General features: G+C 60.4%; 16 protein-coding genes. 3 read left to right on the forward strand and 13 right to left on the reverse strand.

The features are described from left to right. Positions 1–44: 44 nt before the first annotated feature. Positions 45–1,370 (reverse strand): NAD(P)/FAD-dependent oxidoreductase, encoded by a 1,326-nt coding sequence (locus RHSP_RS07445; RefSeq protein WP_004112093.1) that lies wholly within the window; start codon positions 1,368–1,370, stop codon positions 45–47. 231 nt (positions 1,371–1,601) lie between these two features. On the opposite strand from RHSP_RS07445, the gene RHSP_RS07450 reads away from it, so the two are divergent. Beyond that, a complete protein-coding gene (locus RHSP_RS07450; protein WP_004112095.1) occupies positions 1,602–2,078 on the forward strand; it encodes an Lrp/AsnC family transcriptional regulator in 477 nt (158 codons plus the stop codon). A gap of 87 nt (positions 2,079–2,165) precedes the next feature. Here RHSP_RS07450 and RHSP_RS07455 read toward each other — a convergent pair whose 3' ends face one another. From RHSP_RS07455 to RHSP_RS07485, 7 genes are all read right to left on the reverse strand, one after another. Next, positions 2,166–3,821, reverse strand: a complete 1,656-nt coding sequence (locus RHSP_RS07455) for an ABC transporter ATP-binding protein (protein WP_004112097.1) — start codon at positions 3,819–3,821, stop codon at positions 2,166–2,168. 2 nt (positions 3,822–3,823) lie between these two features. Next, positions 3,824–4,675, reverse strand: coding sequence for an ABC transporter permease (locus tag RHSP_RS07460; protein ID WP_004112098.1), 852 nt, complete (start codon positions 4,673–4,675; stop codon positions 3,824–3,826). Then, entirely contained in the window at positions 4,672–5,622 is a 951-nt protein-coding gene (locus RHSP_RS07465) for an ABC transporter permease (RefSeq protein WP_004112100.1), read from the reverse strand. The genes RHSP_RS07460 and RHSP_RS07465 overlap by 4 nt, the downstream gene beginning before the upstream one ends. A 94-nt stretch (positions 5,623–5,716) precedes the next feature. Next, entirely contained in the window at positions 5,717–7,327 is a 1,611-nt protein-coding gene (locus tag RHSP_RS07470) for an ABC transporter substrate-binding protein (RefSeq protein ID WP_004112102.1), read from the reverse strand. Positions 7,328–7,398: 71 nt separating this feature from the next. Next, positions 7,399–8,115, reverse strand: coding sequence for an HAD-IA family hydrolase (locus RHSP_RS07475; RefSeq protein ID WP_037150341.1), 717 nt, complete (start codon positions 8,113–8,115; stop codon positions 7,399–7,401). A 232-nt stretch (positions 8,116–8,347) separates the two neighbouring features. After that, positions 8,348–9,724 (reverse strand): aspartate aminotransferase family protein, encoded by a 1,377-nt coding sequence (locus RHSP_RS07480; RefSeq protein WP_004112108.1) that lies wholly within the window; start codon positions 9,722–9,724, stop codon positions 8,348–8,350. Between the two features lie 13 nt (positions 9,725–9,737). After that, positions 9,738–10,577: a GNAT family N-acetyltransferase gene (locus tag RHSP_RS07485; RefSeq protein ID WP_037150343.1), complete on the reverse strand. Its 840-nt coding sequence runs from the start codon at positions 10,575–10,577 to the stop codon at positions 9,738–9,740. A gap of 327 nt (positions 10,578–10,904) precedes the next feature. On the opposite strand from RHSP_RS07485, the gene RHSP_RS07490 reads away from it, so the two are divergent. Then, entirely contained in the window at positions 10,905–11,573 is a 669-nt protein-coding gene (locus RHSP_RS07490; protein WP_037150368.1) for a haloacid dehalogenase type II, read from the forward strand. Between the two features lie 14 nt (positions 11,574–11,587). Beyond that, positions 11,588–12,862 (forward strand): NAD(P)/FAD-dependent oxidoreductase, encoded by a 1,275-nt coding sequence (locus RHSP_RS07495; protein WP_004112117.1) that lies wholly within the window; start codon positions 11,588–11,590, stop codon positions 12,860–12,862. 85 nt (positions 12,863–12,947) lie between these two features. Here RHSP_RS07495 and RHSP_RS07500 read toward each other — a convergent pair whose 3' ends face one another. The 5 genes from RHSP_RS07500 to RHSP_RS07520 all read right to left on the reverse strand — a co-directional run bounded on the left by RHSP_RS07500 (position 12,948) and on the right by RHSP_RS07520 (position 18,417). Beyond that, a complete protein-coding gene (locus RHSP_RS07500) occupies positions 12,948–14,405 on the reverse strand; it encodes an NAD-dependent succinate-semialdehyde dehydrogenase (RefSeq protein ID WP_004112120.1) in 1,458 nt (485 codons plus the stop codon). 21 nt (positions 14,406–14,426) lie between these two features. Then, positions 14,427–15,467 (reverse strand): tartrate dehydrogenase, encoded by a 1,041-nt coding sequence (locus RHSP_RS07505; protein ID WP_004112131.1) that lies wholly within the window; start codon positions 15,465–15,467, stop codon positions 14,427–14,429. A gap of 11 nt (positions 15,468–15,478) precedes the next feature. Then, entirely contained in the window at positions 15,479–16,942 is a 1,464-nt protein-coding gene (locus RHSP_RS07510; RefSeq protein ID WP_004112132.1) for an aldehyde dehydrogenase family protein, read from the reverse strand. 172 nt (positions 16,943–17,114) lie between these two features. Next, positions 17,115–17,471, reverse strand: coding sequence for a cupin domain-containing protein (locus RHSP_RS07515; protein ID WP_004112133.1), 357 nt, complete (start codon positions 17,469–17,471; stop codon positions 17,115–17,117). Positions 17,472–17,493: 22 nt separating this feature from the next. Then, on the reverse strand, positions 17,494–18,417 hold the full coding sequence (locus RHSP_RS07520; RefSeq protein WP_004112134.1) for a 2-hydroxyacid dehydrogenase: 924 nt from the start codon (positions 18,415–18,417) through the stop codon (positions 17,494–17,496). Positions 18,418–18,419: the final 2 nt, after the last annotated feature.

Consider the following 18,419-nt stretch of genomic DNA (forward strand, 5'->3'; position numbering starts at 1 on the left):
TGTCTGGTTCGGTCGTCGGCGGAGTCTAGCACGGACGGGCCATTTCAGAAGTCCGCCACCTTGCCCCATGCGGATTGCGAGAAGCGATCGGGGTGATAGGGTTTCGGATCGACTATAGGCGCGGCACCGGTGACAATGTCGGCGATCAGGTGGCCGGCTCCCGGTCCTATCCCGAAGCCGTGGCCACTGAAACCGGCCGCCAGCACGAAGCCTGGTATGGTTGCGACCTCGCCTATGCCGGGCACGCCGTCCGGTGTCGAATCGATGTAGCCGGCCCAGCTTGCCGTAATGCGGCGGTTTGCGATCGCAGGCAGCAATTCGAGTGCTCGATGATAGGTAAGCCGGATAGTGCTCTCGTCGACTGCGGGATCGAGGATGCGCATCCGTTCCATCGGTGTCGGCCGATCCAGGCGCCAGCGCGACAAGTTTTCGTGGCCGCTGCGAAAGGCCTCGAAGCCGCCCAGGGAAAGCGCGCGCCAGCGGCGGACGAACATCGGCAGAAACTGCGCCCCGAACCGCATGTTCTGGGGGGTGGGATCGACACGACCGCGCCCGCTGATCGCAAGCGTATGGCCGCCGTCGCCTCTGCGTGTGACCGAAACATTCGCGGTATGGAGAGTGTCCGGAAGTTCGCCTTCGCCGGCACTGACGGAAAGGATCGACGAGCGGATCGACGCCTGCGGGAAGCGGATGCCGAGCTGCCGGCAGAAGGCCGAGGCCCAGGCGCCGCCGGACAGAACGGCAGTGCTGGTCTTGATCGTGCCTTTCTCGGTGACGACGGCAGATAGCTTGCCGCCCTCGGTCTCGATGCCGCGTGCGGCGCAGTTCTGATGCAGGCTGCCTCCCAGTTTCATGAGGGCGCGGGCGACTGCCGGGGCTGCATTGGCAGGATCGGCAATGCCGTCCGTCGGTGAGAATACGCCCCCCTTCCATACCCGCCCCGTCGCCCTGCCGCGCTCGCTCGCTTGGGCGCTGTCGAGCATATGGGTGGTTACGCCAACGCTGCGTGCAAAGTCACGCCACCGGGCCCAGCCGACGAGTTCTTCCTCACTGTTGCTCAGATAGAAGAGCCCACAGCGGCGAAAGCCGGTATCCTCTCCGGTTTCCGCAGCGAACTGATCCCAGAGGTCGAGGCTCTTCGTTGCCATCGGCAGTTCGCGGGCGTCCCGGTTCTGTTGCCGGCACCAGCCCCAGTTGCGGCTGGACTGTTCGCCTCCGACCCGCCCCTTCTCGACGAGAGCGACCTTCAGGCCGCGCTTTGCCAGATAATAAGCCGTAAAGACACCGACGATCCCGGCGCCGATGACGACGACATCGGCAAATGACGGCAATTTAGCGGAGCTTTCGACAAGGGTTAGCGGTGCGGGCATGGATGCGTGTCTCCTAGCGAGCCGATAGCATAGCGGGATGAGCGGCCATCGGGCTGCCGCACAGACGCGCTGGGCGGCATAAGATTCTGCTCATTGCAAACGAAGCGGCCTATTGTGCCGGCCGGCTCCGGGCAGAATGAAATAGACAATATGTACCACGGTGTTATGCTCGAGCTCGGAGAGTTCGCAGCATAAAATGCTGCACTTACAGGCTATGGAAAGACTGAGACGATGAAGCTCGACCGTATCGACATCAAGATCCTGTACGAACTTCAGAAGAACGGCCGCATCACCAATGTCGAGCTGGCGGAACTGGTCAATCTGTCGCCGAGCCCCTGCCTGATGCGGGTCAAGAAATTGCAGCAGGAAGGGTATATAGAAGGATACTCGGCCCAGATTAACATAGGCAAGCTCGGTCAGACCCTGACCGTGTTTACCGAGGTCACCCTTAAGAACCATCGGCAGATCGATTTCGCGCGCTTTCTCTCAGCGGTGGAAAAGGTGGATCAAGTGATTGAATGCCACCTCGTGTCGGGCGGCTACGATTACATGCTGAAATTCGTGACGGCCGGTATCGGTGAATACCAGACAATTATGGAGCGGCTGACCGACATGGATATCGGCATCGACAAGTATTTCAGCTTCGTCGTTCTGAAGTCGCCGATCGTCAAGGCGCACATGCCCCTGACCAGTCTGTTTCCCATGTAGCCGCTGTCCTAGCGGTTTTCCGTCCGGAATGGGTAAAGAAACAAAAGGATAGAGCATTTTCACGATTCGAAGAAAAGCGAAAATGCCCTATCCATGGCCATATTCACGCTTGAGTTCCGGATCCTGGACAAGATTGTCCAGCCAGGTCGGATCAAGCTTCGGAACGGATCCAAACAGCAGCTGGGAATAGGGGTGGCGGGGCACATTTGCGGTTTCGCGCGTAATTTGTTCAACTTTTCTGCCGCCATACATCACGACGATCTCGTCGCAGATCGCCTCGACAACGGATAGATCGTGGCTGATGAAGATGTAGGACAGATGCAGTTCCCGCTGCAGTTCCTTGAGCAGGTCGATGATCGCCGCCGCAACGACCGTGTCGAGGGCGGAGGTGATTTCATCGCAAATGATCAGGCGCGGCTCTGCGGCAAGCGCGCGGGCGAAATTCACGCGCTGCTTCTGCCCGCCGGACAATTCCGACGGATATCGATAGCGAAGCGCCCGCGGCAATCGCACCATGTCCAGCAATTCGTCGACCCTGGCCTCTCGATCCTTGCGGTCCATTCCATGGTAGAAGGCCAGGGGCCGCCCGAGAATATCGGCAATCGATTTTGCCGGATTGAGCGCCGTGTCGGCATATTGGAAGACGATCTGCATCTCCCGCAACTGATCGCGCGTGCGCAGTTTTGCAGCGCGGCTCATCTCGCTGCCATTGAACCCGATGGTGCCCGACACGGCAGGCAATATGCCCGCGATTGCACGCGCGAGCGTCGACTTTCCACATCCGGACTCGCCGATGATGCCGAGATTTCTGCCCTTCTCGACTTCGAGGCTCACCGATTGAACCGCACACACCGCAGGCAGCCCGTTGGTCTGGATATTGCCATAGCCCGCAATCAAATTGTCGATCCTCAGCACGGGTGCAACCGACCCGCCCATGCCGCTGCTACGGAAAGCCCGTTTCGGCTCGACGGCGGCCAGCAGCTCGCGCGTATAGGGGTGGCCCGGTCGCGTCAGGATCGCTTCCGTCTTTGCCAATTCCTGGATCTCGCCGCCCTTGAGGACGGCGATACGGTCGGCGATCTGCGCCACGACCGCCAGATCGTGCGATACGTAGACGCCGGCAATATCCCCGGCTTTCATGACGGACTTGAACGCTTTCAGCACGTCGATCTGCGTCGTGACGTCGAGCGCGGTGGTCGGCTCGTCGAAAATGATCAGCTTGGGCTCGCCGATCAGGGCCATGGCGGCAGCCAATCGCTGCAGCTGGCCGCCGGAGACCTGGTGCGGATATCGCTCGCCGATCGTTTCCGGGTTCGGCAGCGACAGCGCCCGGAAGAGTTCGATTGCGCGCCGGCGTGCCTGCTCGGGTGGCATCAGTCCGTGGATGCGGGTGACCTCGATCACCTGCTCCATGATCTTGGCTGCCGGATTAAAGGCCGCTGCCGCGCTTTGCGGAATGTAGGCAACCGTGGTGCCTCGTACCTTTGAGCGCTCGGCTTCCGAAAGAGCGGCCATTTCCCTCCCGTCGACATGGATCGTGCCGCCGGAAATACGACAGCCTTCTCGGGCGTATCCCATGAGCGTCAGCGCGATCGTCGTCTTGCCGGAGCCGCTTTCGCCGATCAGCGCGACGATTTCGCCTTTGGCGATGTCGAAGCTGACATCCTTGATGATTTCGACGATCCGGCCGGAATCTGTCGCGGCTTCGACCTTCAAATTCCTGATTTCAACGAGGTTGGCCATCGTCACGCGCTCCTGTCTCTGATCTTGCGCGGCAGGTTGTCGATCAGCAGGTTGACGCTGATGGTGAGGCTGGCGATGGCAAAGGAGGGTACGATCACGGCAGGCGCGGCGAAGGGCAGTCCGCCGATATTTTCGCGCACCAGAGCGCCCCAGTCGGCATAGGGCGGCTGTAGGCCGAGGCCGAGGAAGGAAAGGCCTGATAGCAGGAGCACAACAAACACGAAGCGCAGCCCAAAGTCGGCCAGAACCGGCCGGATAATGTTCGGCAGGATCTCAGAACGGATAATGTAGCCGACCCTCTCGCCGCGGGTGCGCGCAACCGTGATGAAATCCATCGTATTGATGTTGACGGCGAGCGCGCGGGCAAAGCGGTAAGCGCCCGGCGTGTAGATAACGGCGAGGGTGATGATCAGCACCGGAATGGACGATCCGACGGCAGCAACGACCACCAGGCCAAAAAGCTTGCTCGGGATTGAGTTCAGGGCGTCGAGAAACCGGCTCAGGATTGTATCAAACCATCCGCCGATAACCGCGGCGATCATGCCGAGCGTAACGCCGCAAAAGCAGCAAAGTGCGACTGCTGCAAGCGAAATGCCCACGGTGTAGCGGGCACCCATCATGACTCGCGAGAGCATATCGCGACCGAGATAGTCCGAGCCGAGCCACAATTGATGGCTCATGGGACCGAAATAGTCCGTGTCGACGATTGCACCGACGGAATAGGGGATCATGAAGGGTGCGAACGAAGCGACGATCGTCCAGGCGAAAATGATGGCAAAGGCCATCACGCCGACAGGGCTGATGTTGTAGCCAAGCATGGACGGAGCGGGGCGAAGCAGGCTTTTCGTGGTCATCGCAGCCTCGGATTTGACAGGATGGCAACGATGTCGGCAGCGGTGATCAGCAAGAGATAACCAAGGCAAAAAATCATCGCACAGCTTTGGATGAGCGGCAGGTCTCGAGTTGCGACGGCGTCCACCATCAGCTTGGCGATACCCGGATAGTTGAAGATGGTCTCGACGATGATGACGCCGCCGACGAGATAGGAGAGCGAAAGCGCGATCGCATTGACGATCGGGCCGAGGGCATTGGGCAGCGCATGCATAAACACCATGCGGCCTCGCGAGGCGCCTTTGAGCAGGGCCATTTCCACATAGGGCGTCTTCAGCGTTTCGATCAAGGCCGCCCGGGTCATGCGGATCATCTGCGCCGAGATGACGAAGGTGAGCGTTATGACGGGCATGGCATAGATCTTCAGGAGGTCGAAGAACGTATGCGCTTCATTTATGGAAGAGAGCGCAGGCAGCCAGCGCAGATAGACGGCGAACAGGAGCACTGCAAGCGTTGCGACCATGAACTCGGGAACCGATATGACACCGATCGAAATGATCGTGACAATGCGATCGTAGTAGGAGCCACGAAGCATGGCTGACGTAATGCCGAGTAGCAGTGCAAATGGGACCGAAACGAGCGTTGTGATGGCGGCAAGCTCCAGCGTCGCCACGAGGCGACCACCGATCAACCGGGCAACAGGCATGTTGTTGGCATAGGATGTTCCGAGGTCACCCTTCATCAGACCCAAAAGCCAGCTCATGAATCGCAGGATCGCAGGTTCGTCGAGATGCATGGCCTTGCGTAGTCCTGCAACCGCTTCGGGTGTGGCCGCCTGACCGAGCAGAATGGAGGCGGTGTCTCCTGGCAGCATGCTCGTTGCGAAAAAGACGGCGAACGACACGATCAGCAAGGTGATGATCGCGATGAAGAGCCGGTTTAGGACAAGAATGGAAACCTCGGATCTCAAACGAAATGCTCCTGCGGCGTTCTACGAAACGAATGGCGTTCGCGGGACGGAGATCCCCGAGCGGCTTGCGCCGCCCGAGGAAGTTCCGCAGCCGTCAGGCCTGGAGCCAGAGATACTCCGCCAACGCGTAACCCATCATGCCACCGAGCGGGTTGGCTTCCAATCCGTGTACCTTGCTCGAAATCGCATCCACATTCGAGATATAGGCAGGGATGATGGTACCTGCCTCCTCGGCAATCATCGTCTGCATCTCGCCATAGATTTGCCTGCGCTTGGCTTGATCCAGCAACCCCCGGGCTTCGACCAGCATCCCGTCGAATTTCTCGGATTTGTACTGGCTCTCGTTCCATGGAGCGTTCGAGGCGTAGAGCAGCGAAAACAGAATGTCCGGCGTCGGGCGCGGATTGATGTTGCCGAAGTGAATCGGCGCCTTAAGCCAGTAATTGTCCCAATAGCCATCGGAAGGAACACGCTGGACATCGAGCTTCATGCCGATATCGGCGCCAGCGGCCTGGATGATCATGGCCATGTCGATCGACGAGGTCGCTGCGTCGGACGCTATGACCGGAATTGACTGCCCGAGCACACCCGCCTTCTGGAAGTGGAATTTCGCCTTGTCGGGGTCGAAGGCTTTCGGCTTCAGATCGTTGTTGTGATAGATGTTGGCTGGAGACACGGGCTGATCGTTGGCAACTTCGCCCAGGCCACGCAGGGCGGATTTGACGATTTGCTCGCGATTGACCAGGGACTTCATTCCATCGATGAAATCCTTTTTGTTTCCCGGAGCCATGTCGAGGCGCATGTTGAGATTGGTATAGTTGCCGCTTGTCGTTTTCGACAGAGCAAAGCCCGACTGACCGTCTATCAGTTTCATGGCACGCGGATTGATCGACGCCGCAAGATGAATATCGCCTGAGAGCAGCGCGTTGACGCGGGCATTGTCATCGCTGATCGCGAAAAACTCGAATGACTCGAGATAGGGCTGGCCGGACTTCCAGTAATTCTTGTTCTTCACCACGACCGAGCGATTGCCTGGATCGAAGGTTTCAAGAACGAAGGCTCCGGTGCCATTGCCTTTCGAGAAGTCGGTCGTGCCGTTGGCGACGATCATGAAATGATGCAGGGCGAGAATGGTCGGCAAGTCGGCATTCGGATTGGCCAAGGAGATCTCGACCGTCGCCTTGTCGATAGCCTTGAAACCGGTCATCTGTGCCGCAATCTTGGCGACCTTCGAGCCGACCCCCGGGTCGAGATGGCGCTTCAGCGAGAAGACGACGTCGTCGGCAGTCAGTTCCTTGCCGTCATGGAAAGTCACGCCCTTGCGCAGCTTGACGGTCCAGGTCTTGGCGTCCTTGCTCTCGATGCTCTCGGCTAGTTCCATCTGTGTCACGCCCGCCTTATCGAGAAAGGTCAGGCGGTTATAGAGCGAGCAGCAGCGCACGTAGTCCGTCGATAAGGATGCCTTGGCGGGATCCAGAGTATCGGCCGTCGAAGACGACCAGCCTGCCGCCTTGAAAGCACCGCCTGAGACCGGCGTCGCTGCGACGGCCTGGGAAGCCCGGCCGAGAATGATGCCTGCGCCTGATGCTGCGACACCGCCGGCCAGCATCAATTTCAGAAGATCGCGGCGGGTGGCGCCTCGACGAATGGCGTTCTCGACCATCGCGTCATCCGAGGCAGTCCAGTTCATGATCTTGTCGTTCATGTCATTCCCCTTTTTCTGGTTGTCAGTCGGCTTTTTCTTTGGCAATTGCGGCAGTGGCGACTTATGGCCGGTCAGGCGGCCTGCGCGATCTCCACGGCTTCGGCGAGTTCGGCCATGGATTTGAAGTGATAGTCCGGCCTGGTAAATTCAGCTGGTTCGATCGTGCCGCCATATCCTGCTTGAGCGTAACGGCGCTGGATCCAGCAGTTCGTCATTCCCAGTTCGCGTGAAATGCCGATATCGTGATACTGGCTCTGTGCCACATGGATGATATCGTCCTTGCTGGCGTTTTCGCCTGCCACGAAATCGAAGACCTTATGGAAGAAGGCCGGATCCGGCTTTTCCGTGCCGGTTTCATCAGCGGTGAAGGCCGCGTAGAAGGGATTTCCAAGCTCCGCCGAGAAATATTCGAAAGCCCAGCGGCGGGCGTTCGTCATGGCGATCAGTTGGTATTTGCGCGAAAGCCGTGCCAGGGCTTCGGCGCTGTCGGGGAAGGCTCTCCACGTCTTGGCGGAATCGCGCAGCCGCCGGCCGTAGGCCTCGTCGACCGGCAAACCGAGCTTGGGTGCGATGACGAGATAGACGCGCACGAGATCGTCGGGAAACAGATCCGCATCATCGGCATAGCGGGCGGCTCGATAAAGTGCGAGCGCTTCCTCACCATCGATCGTCGTGTTCGCCTCGGCTGCAATTTCGCTCAGGCAGGCCTTCAAGCCGCCTTCAAAATCGATGAGCGTCCCGACCACGTCGAAGCTCATGTATTTGAATTTTGTCAATGACTTCGTCATTTCTTCACCCCAGTCTGAATGCTGGCGGAACCGGGTGGCCGCCTCACGGAAGATTATGCTGTTCCCTGGCCCGTTCTATTTCTATAAGCCCGAAGTTTGTCGAGGCGGGGCCTTGGATGGAGACAAGTTTGGCACTTCGACCGCACCGTTTGCGCCGAATCGGAGCAGTGGTGCGGCACAAAATTCTGAAAAATGCCTGCTCGCGGTATAACGACTCCAGGCCTTCGCGCATTTAGTTCCTGAGTGCCCGGCGAATGTCTGGATCTTCCAGGGTCTGATCGAGCGTCTTGGCAGTCCGTTCGATGATCGCGTCGATATCCGCGTCCGTGCAGCAAAGCGGCGGGGCGTAGCCTAGCACGCCATTGGCGAAGGCGCGGATCACCAAGCCGTTTTCCCAGGCCCGATCGAAGATCCGGCGCGACGGCTGGGCCTCGGCGGGGAGCGGCGTCTTCGCAGCCTTATCTGCGACCAGCTCGATAGCTGCCAACATACCTCGGCCGCGGACGTCGCCCACCAGGGGATGATCTTTGAGGCTTTCGAGGCCCGCCATCAACCTCTTGCCCGCCCTTAAGCCGTTTTCGAGCAAACCGCCTTCGTAGAGCTTCAGCACTTCAAGGCCAACGGCTGCGCTGACCGGATGGGCGGAGTAGGTATAGCCGTGACCGACCGCAGAGGTGCCGGCTCCGTCGGCGATGACCTGATAGACGTGATCCGCCATGAAGACCGCTCCCATAGGGACATAGCCCGAGGTAAGGCCCTTTGCCGCCGTGATGAAATCGGGAACGATCTCATCCTCCGTGCAGGCAAAAAGCGGACCTGTCCGGCCAAAGCCGGTAATTACTTCGTCGGCGACGAAGAGAATATCGAGTTCCTTGCAGAGGCCCCGCATGGCTTTCATCCAGCCGCTCGGAGGCACGATGACCCCGCCCGAACCCTGGATCGGTTCCGCATAGAAGGCAGCGACCCGGTTTGCTCCGATCGTGTCGACTTTTGCCCGAAGCGCGGCAAGGGACGCCTGGATGATGGCATTTCCATCCTCTCCGACAGGGTTGCGGTAGGGGTAGGGTGACGGAATCTTGTGCTGCCAATCGAAAGGAATGCCAAAACCGGCATGGAAATTCGGCAGGGCCGTCAGGCCTGCACCGACGGTCGAAGAACCATGATAGCCCTGTTCGATCGAGATGAACTGATCGCGCTGCGGTTCACCGCGCGCATGCCAGTAGAAGCGGATGAAGCGCACGGTGCTGTCGACGGCATCCGAGCCGCCAAGGGTGAAGTAGATGTGGTTGAGATCGCCTGGCGCGCGGTCGGCAAGCTCCGCGGCCAGCCGGATAGCCGGCTCGGAGCCAAGGCCGAAATAGGCTGTCGCATAGGGAAGATCGCGCATCTGGCGGGCAGCCGCCTCGACGATCGATTCGTGACCGTAACCGGCATTGACGCACCAGAGGCCGGCAAAGCCATCCACCAGCTGGCGGCCTCGGGAATCGACGACCGTGGCGCCCTTGGCGGACGTCAGAACCCGGACGCCCTGCTGCTCGTGCCCGCGGTAGGAGGAAACCGGATGCACCAGATGGGCGCGATCGAGTTCGATGAGGGAATTGCTGTACATGTTCTTCTCCGGATCAGCCGAGCGCCTGATTGGCGAGGGCGAAGGTGGTGACTGTCGAGGAATAGCTGCGCGCCGCAACCGGTCGCGCCATGGCAATGCCGCCGCCGACATGAGAGAGCGAATGGCTCGCAAGCCATGGTCCAAGACCCGTTTCCGCGCCGATGTCGACGCGCAGGAACGCGCCCGTCTTCCGGCTCATGAAATGGGACAGGAGCGACTTCGCGTCTTCGATATTTGCCGCAACGACCGGTCCCACCACCTCGCCGCGGCCGAAGGTTCGAAGGCAGGCAAAGGCGGCAACCTTGTCGTCACGGCGAATGACCGCGAATTCGCCCAGGGCCGCAAACCGGGCAATGAGAACGGAGCGGTCGGCACCAAATGCCGCGCGGTCGAGGTCGGTGATTGCCGCAATGTCGGCCGTAGTCGCGACCTCGGTGTTTCCGGGTTTCTGCGTCGCGGCAACTTGCCCCTGGTGCTGGACGATGGTGCCTGTCTGGCGGAAGCCAAGCTTTTCATAGAGAGGCAAACCATCCGTGGTCGCGACGAGGCGCAGGGGGCGCTCACCTGCAAGAGCAAGGGCTGCGTCCATGAGGCAACGCCCCAGCCCGCGTCCGCGCATGCTCGTGGCGACAATCACCATGTTGATCGTTGCGCAATCGGTCCCGTAGGATGTCAGGAGCGTGGTGCCGACGACTTCATTGTCCGAGTCTACGGCCACAATGCCTTCGCTCAGGTCCAGGGCGACTTTCCAGTCTTCCAGGCGATGAGGCCACCCTGCCTCGCGCGACAGTCGGACAGCGGCTTCCAAGTGTTCTGGGCCGAAAGGCCTGATTTCTATCTGCCGCCCCTGCATGGCGCTCCCTCGGATTTCCTTTGTCCAAGTGTCGGAGCGTCGGCGCCGGAAGATTATCCGAAGGCGGGGCCGTTGACGGTATCTTTCGCCGTAGCTGCTCGCCCTTGCCGCATCTTATGCCGTAACCCGGATGGCGGAGGTCCCAAAAAGGAGTGGGTGAGGGCGCCTTTTGCCGTTTGGCCTTGCAAGCAAATGCCAAACGGGCACCCTTATACGAAACATTCTGCTCCAAACCTGGAAAAATCAGTGGGCTCCGGCGCCGGAAGCAACCCTATTATCTTGTTCTCCACCAATCGCCTCGCGGGGCAGCACGTAAGGACGAAGCGCATGACCACCTTCCGCCCGAAATACATCACCTTCGATTGCCATGGTACATTGATCAATTTCCAGATGGCGGAAGCTGCGCGCGACCTTTATGGCGATCGTCTCGACGAGCCGGCGATGCTGCAGTTCATCAAGAACTTTGCCGCTTACCGGCTGGACGAGATCATGGGTGACTGGAAGCCCTATGCCGACGTGGTGCACAATTCGCTCGAGCGCACATGCAAGCGCAACGGCGTTGCCTTCAAAGATGAAGACGCTCAAATAGTCTATGAGCGCGTCCCCACCTGGGGCCCGCATGCCGATGTTCCCGCAGGCCTTGCCAAGGTGGCAAAGGAAATTCCGCTCGTTATCCTGTCGAACGCCATGGACGCGCAGATCCCATCCAATGTCGAGAAACTGGGAGCACCCTTCCATGCCGTTTACACGGCACAACAGGCCAATGCCTACAAGCCGCGCTTCCAGGCCTTCGAATACATGTTCGACATGCTGGGCTGCGGCCCGGAAGACATCCTGCACTGCTCGTCTTCCTTCCGCTACGATCTGATGTCGGCGCATGACCTCGGCATCAAGAACAAGGTCTGGGTCAATCGCGGCCACGAGCCGGCCAATCCCTATTATGGCTATGTCGAAATCGCCGACATTTCCGGCCTGCCCGGCGTCGTGGGGCTCTGAGAAAGGGCAACCAAATGAAATATTCCTCTTATTGGCACGATACGGCGCCCCGCTTTGCGGGTGCGGTCGCCGGCCCCGTCGAGGGGCATTACGACGTCGCCGTCGTGGGTGGCGGCTTCACCGGGCTTGGCGCTGCCCGGCAACTTGCTATGGCTGGTGCGAAGGTCATTGTTCTGGAAGCCGAGACGGTGGGATTTGGTGCCTCCGGGCGCAATGGCGGCCATCTGAACAATGGTTTGGCTCATAGCTATCTTGCGGCCAAGGCGGAATTGGGCAAGGAACGGGCCATCGCGCTCTATCACGCGTTGGACGATTCCATCGACACGCTCGAAGCGATCATCGCGAACGAGGGAATCGACTGCAATTTCCGGCGTGCGGGGAAGCTGAAACTCGCCTCCAAGCCACGGCATTTCGAGGGTCTGGCGAGGAATTTCGAGGCCGTGCACGCCGAAGTCGATCCTGATACCGCGCTGCTTTCCGCGGAGGATCTCAGGCACGAGATCGGTTCGCCGTTCCATGGTGCGATGCTCTCGAAAAAGAGCGCCATGATGCACATGGGCCGCTATGCCGTAGGATTGGCCGAGGCGGCCAAACGGCATGGTGCGATCATCGTGGAAGGTGCGGCCGTGACCGAGCACGGCCAGTCCGGCGGCAGGCACGTCCTCAAGACCGGCAGGGGCGCCGTGACGGCGGACCAGGTCATGATCGCGACCGGCGCCTATACGACAGCCAATTTCGGTTATTTCCGCCGCCGGATCATGGCGGTCGGCAGTTTCATCGTCGCCACCCGGCCCTTGACGGATGCCGAGGTTGTCTCGGCCATGCCCGGTAATCGCACCTGCGTGAACACGATGAACATCGGCAACTACTGGCGCTTGTCGCCGGATAATCGCCTTATCTTCGGAGGACGGGCCCGATTCTCGGCGACGTCGGACCAACGCTCAGACGCCAGAAGTGGCACGATACTGCGCGAAAGCCTCGCTCGGATATTCCCTCAACTCGCCGAGGTCGAGATCGATTACTGTTGGGGCGGCCTCGTCGACATTACCAAGGACCGCTATCCGCGCGCCGGCTATCACGATGGGATCTGGTACGCAATGGGCTATTCGGGCCATGGTGCGCAGCTTTCTACCCATCTCGGCATGACCATTGCCGACGCTATGCTGGGCAGGCCCGACCGCAATCCGCTCAAGGGACTCGAATGGCCGGCCGTTCCGGGGCACTTCGGCAAGCCCTGGTTTCTGCCCCTGGTGGGCTTGTACTACAAGACGCTCGACAGATTTCAGTGATGGCCGCGTGCTGCGGCCTGTCGGCGGATCGTCTGCGTAAAGAAAAAGGGGCAGCCGCTGCCCCTTTCCGCCGGCAATTGGGAGCTCAGGTGAGGCCGCCGATATGAAAGGCTTTTGCTTCCAGATATTCCTCGATCCCCAGCTGTGAGCCCTCGCGTCCGAGGCCGGATTGCTTGACGCCGCCGAACGGAGCGACCTCCGTGGAAATCAGACCGGTATTGAGACCCACCATACCGAATTCGAGGGCCTCCCCCACCCGCCATGCGCGTCTTAGGCTCTCGGTGTAGAAATAGGCTGCAAGCCCGTAGGGCGTACCATTGGCAATGGCAATGGCCTCATCCTCCGTCTCGAAACGAAAGAGGGGAGCGACGGGTCCGAACGTTTCTTCGGCGGCGAGCTGCATGTCGGTGGTGGCCCCGGTCAGCACGATCGGCGCCGTATATTGCGGGCCGGGCGGCAGATCTCTCTTGGCCGTGACGATGGTTGCGCCTTTCGAGAGTGCGTCGCCGACATGACGGTTTATCTTGGCGATTGCAGCCTCGTTGATCATCGGACCGATCGCGACACCAGCCTCGGTCCCCGGTCCGACCTTCATGGCGTCGACACGGGCTGCGAGCTTCTTGGCGAATGCATCATAGACGCCCGCCTGAACCAGGATGCGGTTGGCGCAGACGCAGGTCTGGCCGCCATTGCGGAATTTCGAGATGATCGCCCCTTCGACGGCAAGGTCGAGATCCGCGTCGTCGAAAACGATGAAGGGAGCATTGCCGCCGAGTTCGAGGGAAAGCCGCTTGATGCTGTCCGCTGCTCCGCGCATCAACAGCGAGCCGACGGGTGTGGAACCGGTGAAGGAAATCTTGCGCACCGTCGGATTGGCGAGTATTTCAGCGCCGATCTCGGCCGGCATGCCGGTGACGATATTGATGACGCCTGTCGGGATACCAGCCATCTCGGCCAGCACGCCAAGTGCCAGCGCCGAATAGGGCGTTAATTCGGACGGTTTTACCACGACCGTGCAGCCAGCTGCGAGCGCCGGCGCCAACTTGCGCGTGATCATTGCGTTTGGAAAATTCCACGGCGTGATGATGCCGCAAACTCCAACCGGCTCCTTCAGCACAACAATGCGGCGGTCGGGGGTCGGCGACGGAATGGTCTGGCCGCCGATGCGGCGCGCTTCTTCCGCGAACCATTTGACGAAGGATGCGCCGTAGCGGATCTCACCGCGGGCTTCGTCCAATGGCTTTCCCTGTTCGATCGTCAGGATCAGCGCCAGATCCTCGATATGCTCGAGCATCAAGGCATGCCAGGCTTCCAGCAGCGCCGCACGTTCGGCATGCGTGCGCTTCTTCCAGGGGGCATAGGCTGCTTCCGCGGCCTCGATCGCCGCTCTTGTCTCATCGCCGCCCATGTCCGGCACGGTTCCGATGACGACCTGCGTTGCCGGATCGACGACCGCAACGGTCTTGCCCGAGCGGGCGGTGACCCAGTTGCCACCGATCAGCGTCTGCTGGCGGAAGAGGGAGGGCAGTTTCAGGTTCTGCATGTTCAGGTCCTCAAGGAAATTTCAGATTGCGGCAAGGAGTGCGGCCGTGATCGCATCGGTCCGGTCCTTGCCAGGGACGGTGCCCACGCCGCTTGCCGTTGTCGTTTCGATCGCCGCCATGACGGCATCCGCCGCATCCTGCTCGCCCAGATGCTTGAGCATCATGGCGCCGGACCACACCGTTGCGATCGGGTTGGCGATACCCAGATGGGCGATATCGGGTGCAGACCCATGCACAGGTTCGAACATCGACGGAGCGTTCCGCTCGGGATTGATATTCGCCGACGCCGCGAAACCGAGGCCGCCCTGGATTGCCGCGCCGAGATCCGTGAGGATGTCGCCGAACAGGTTGGATGCAACGACCACGTCGAGGGTCTCCGGCGCCATGACCATGCGGGCTGCCATGGCGTCGATGTGATAGCTGGTGACCTCGACATCCGGGTAGTCTAGCGCGAGCTGCCGGGTGATCTCGTCCCAGAAGACCATCGAATGCTTCTGGGCATTGGATTTCGTCACGGAGGCGAGCTTGCCGCGGCGGGTTCTTGCCTGCTCGAAGGCGAAACGCAGGATGCGTTCGACGCCCCTACGGGTGAAGATCGACGTCTCGACCGCGACCTCGTCGAGGGTACCTTGATGAATGCGGCCGCCGGCGCCGGAATATTCGCCCTCGGTGTTCTCGCGGATACAGAGGATGTCGAAGGCGGCCGCCCTGAGCGGCCCTTGAACGCCCGGCAGCAGGCGGTGCGGGCGAATGTTGGCATATTGCACGAAGTTCTTCCGGATCGGCAGCAGCAGTCCGTGTAAGGACACAGAATCCGGCACTTCGGCCGGCCAGCCGACAGCTCCCAGCAGGATGGCATCGAAGCGGCGCAACGTCTCGATCCCGTCTGCGGGCATCATGGCGCCGGTTTCCTTGTAGAAGGCGCACGACCAGGGAAATTCGGCGGCATCGAGCGTGAAGCCGCTGGCGCCCGCCGCCTTTTGTAGAACCGACCAGGCGGCAGCGGTCATGTCGCGACCGATGCCGTCACCCGGTATCAATGCGATCTTGTAGGTTTTCATCTTCGCTATCCTCAAAGACTGATCAAAACGCTCTTGCTCTTGCGGTTGGCTTGAAATGCTTCACGGCCGAGATCCTTGCCGATGCCGGATTGTTTGTAGCCACCGGTCGGCAGGATGTGGTCGCGTGAACGGCCATAGCGGTTGACCCAGACCGTCCCGGCCTGCAGGCGGCGGGTCAGCCGGATGGCGCGAGAAAGGTCGCGGGTAAAGAGGCCGGCCGCGAGCCCATAGCTGGGATGGTCTGCGAGCTGCAGGGCTTCCTCTTCGTCCTCGAAAGTCTGAAGTGTCAGTACGGGGCCGAAGATCTCCTCGATGATCGCTGGAGAATTCTGGTCGACGCCGGCCACCAGTGTCGGAGCATAGAAATAGCCGGGTCCGTCCATGCAAGCGCCGCCGACAAGGCAGTCTCCGCCGGCAGAGACGCTGGCGGAGACGATTCCATCGATGCGCTGCCTTTGCCTTTCCGAGATGATCGGTGAGTACTGGCTCGCCGCATCCCAAGTCGGGCGGGCAATGACGCCATCCATCCGGCTCTTGATGGCATCGATCAACCGGGCCGCAATCTCCTTCTCGACAATGAGCCGCGATCCGGCCACGCAGGCTTGGCCCGCATTACCCAATATGCTCGCCGTGATCGCAGCCGCGGCCTTGTCGAGGTCCGCATCGGCAAAGACGATCTGAGGGCTTTTGCCACCGAGCTCAAGCGTCATCGGCTTTACGCCGGTACGGGCGATATTCTCCATGATCGCCGATCCGGCTCTGGTCGAGCCCGTGAAGCTGATCTTGGCGATTTCGGGATGGCCGGTCATCGCGCTGCCGGTCGTAATGCCATCGCCGAGCACCACATTGATCAAACCTGCAGGAAGGCCGGCGCGGACGGCGAGTTGAGCCAGGTAGATGGTCGAGAACGGCGTCATCTCCGATGGCTTCAGGACGACGGCGTTTCCTGCGGCCAGCGCGGGGCCAAGCTTCCAGGCGGCCATGTTGATCGGGAAGTTCCATGGCGTAATGGCGCCGACCACGCCATAGGGCTCCGTCATGATCATACCGAGGTTGCCGTCGTCGGTCGGCACAAGGTCGCTGCCTTCCTTGTCCGCGAATTCGGCGAAGAAGCGGATCTGCTCTGCCGAAATTGCGATATCGCCATCAACGAGCTGGCCTACGGGTCGCGTCGAGGCGATCGCCTCCAGCCTGGCCAGCGTTTCGGCTTCTTGTTCAATCAGGTCAGCCCAGCGGTGAAGCACATTCAGGCGCTCGCGCGGTCGGACGCCGCCCCAATTGCTTTCCTTTAATGCGGCCTTTGCGGTCTGCACCGCCTGATCGACCAGATCGGCATCCGCAACCGGGCATCCGGCATAGGCCTCCCCATCGGAGGGGCGGTGCATCGGGATGATTCCGTCCGCAACGATGAAGTGTTCGCCGACGAAATGTCCGACAGGAAGGGAGAGACTGTCGGGATCGAAGCTCAGGTCCATAAAGATGCCTCCGGTCAATTTACCGAGATGCTATAGGATCGTCGAAGTGGCTTGATCCGATCGCGTAGGCTGTCGCGGCTGAAAAACCCGTTTTACGGCGGTTCGGCAGCGTATTCTTCGGCCAGATCCAGATGCCGCGCGTGCTTGACAGACCGCGCCCCAAAAGCGGAACTCAAGGGCTGATGGTAACGTAGATCTTGCGGACCGTTTCGATCGTCTTCCAGGTTCCGACGAAGCCCGGCTTCATGACGAAGCTGTCGCCCGCGCGATAGACGACCGGCTCGCCGCCTTCCGGGGTCAGTTCGATGAGGCCGGAGAGAATGTGGCAGAATTCAAAGGTCTCGCCCTTGATCGAATGGGTGACGCCGGGCGTTGCCTCCCAGACGCCGGTGTGAACCGTTTCATTGCAAGCGGCGTCTTGTGCCCAAGTCTTGAATTGCGGTTCGCCGGAGATCAGCCGGCCGGGAGCGGGGACGTTTTCGCGTGGCGCAAAGGAAGGATTCGGGTCAATCGTCTTAAGGAGGGACATTGGTTACCTTTCAGGGTTGATGTCAGTAGCCGCGGCGGCGGTCGACAAGACCGAGCGGGTCGAGTCCGGCCCGAATCCGCTTGATGTTGTCGATGACGGCGCGCGCGGCGCTATGAGGCTGGGTGACACTTGCTATATGCGGCGTAAGCAGGATGTGTTGATGGTTCCAGAACCGATGTCCGGCCATCAGCGGTTCCGGATCCGTCACGTCGATCACGGCGCCAGCAAGCCGGCCGCTGTCGAGCGCGGCCAGCAGATCTGCGGAAACGAGCTGCGGGCCGCGGCCGACATGCACGAGGCTTGCCCCCTTCGGTAGCTTCTCGAACAGACCGGCATTGAGAAAGCCGCGCGTATCATCCGTCAATGGCAGGAGACAGATCAGGATGTCGGTCACGGAAAGCATGGCCTGGAGCCCCGCTTTGCCGGCAAAACAGGTGACGCCTTCCAGCACGCGCGGATTGCGGCTCCAGCCGGAAAGCTGAAAGCCGAACGGTTTCAGTCTTTCGAGCGCTGCCTGACCAAGGTTTCCAAGCCCCAGCACGCCGATGCGGCGCTCGAAGGCCTGTGCCTGTGGCATGGCGTTCCATACCTCATTGTGCTGCTGGCTGAGATAGACGGGAAGGTTGCGGTGGAGCGCGAGGACGGCGAGCGTCACATATTCCTGCATCATGCGCGTGATGCCTTCCTCGACCATCCGCACGATCTTTATGTGATCGGGAACATGCGTCGTGTTGAACTGATCGATGCCTGCGCCGATCGAAAACAGCACTTCGAGATTGCGGTAGCGCGGCAGATCGTCCGGAACCGTCCAGCTTATAAGATAGCGCACCGCCTCGGCATCGACCGACGTCGGATCCATTGAGAAGGGAATATCCGGAAGATGCTGGGCAAAAGCTTCCTGAAAGATCTGGCCGCGGCGGGCATCCGAGTTGAAGAGAAACGTCATAG

It is taken from the genome of Rhizobium freirei PRF 81 (assembly GCF_000359745.1).
Taxonomy (GTDB): domain Bacteria; phylum Pseudomonadota; class Alphaproteobacteria; order Rhizobiales; family Rhizobiaceae; genus Rhizobium; species Rhizobium freirei.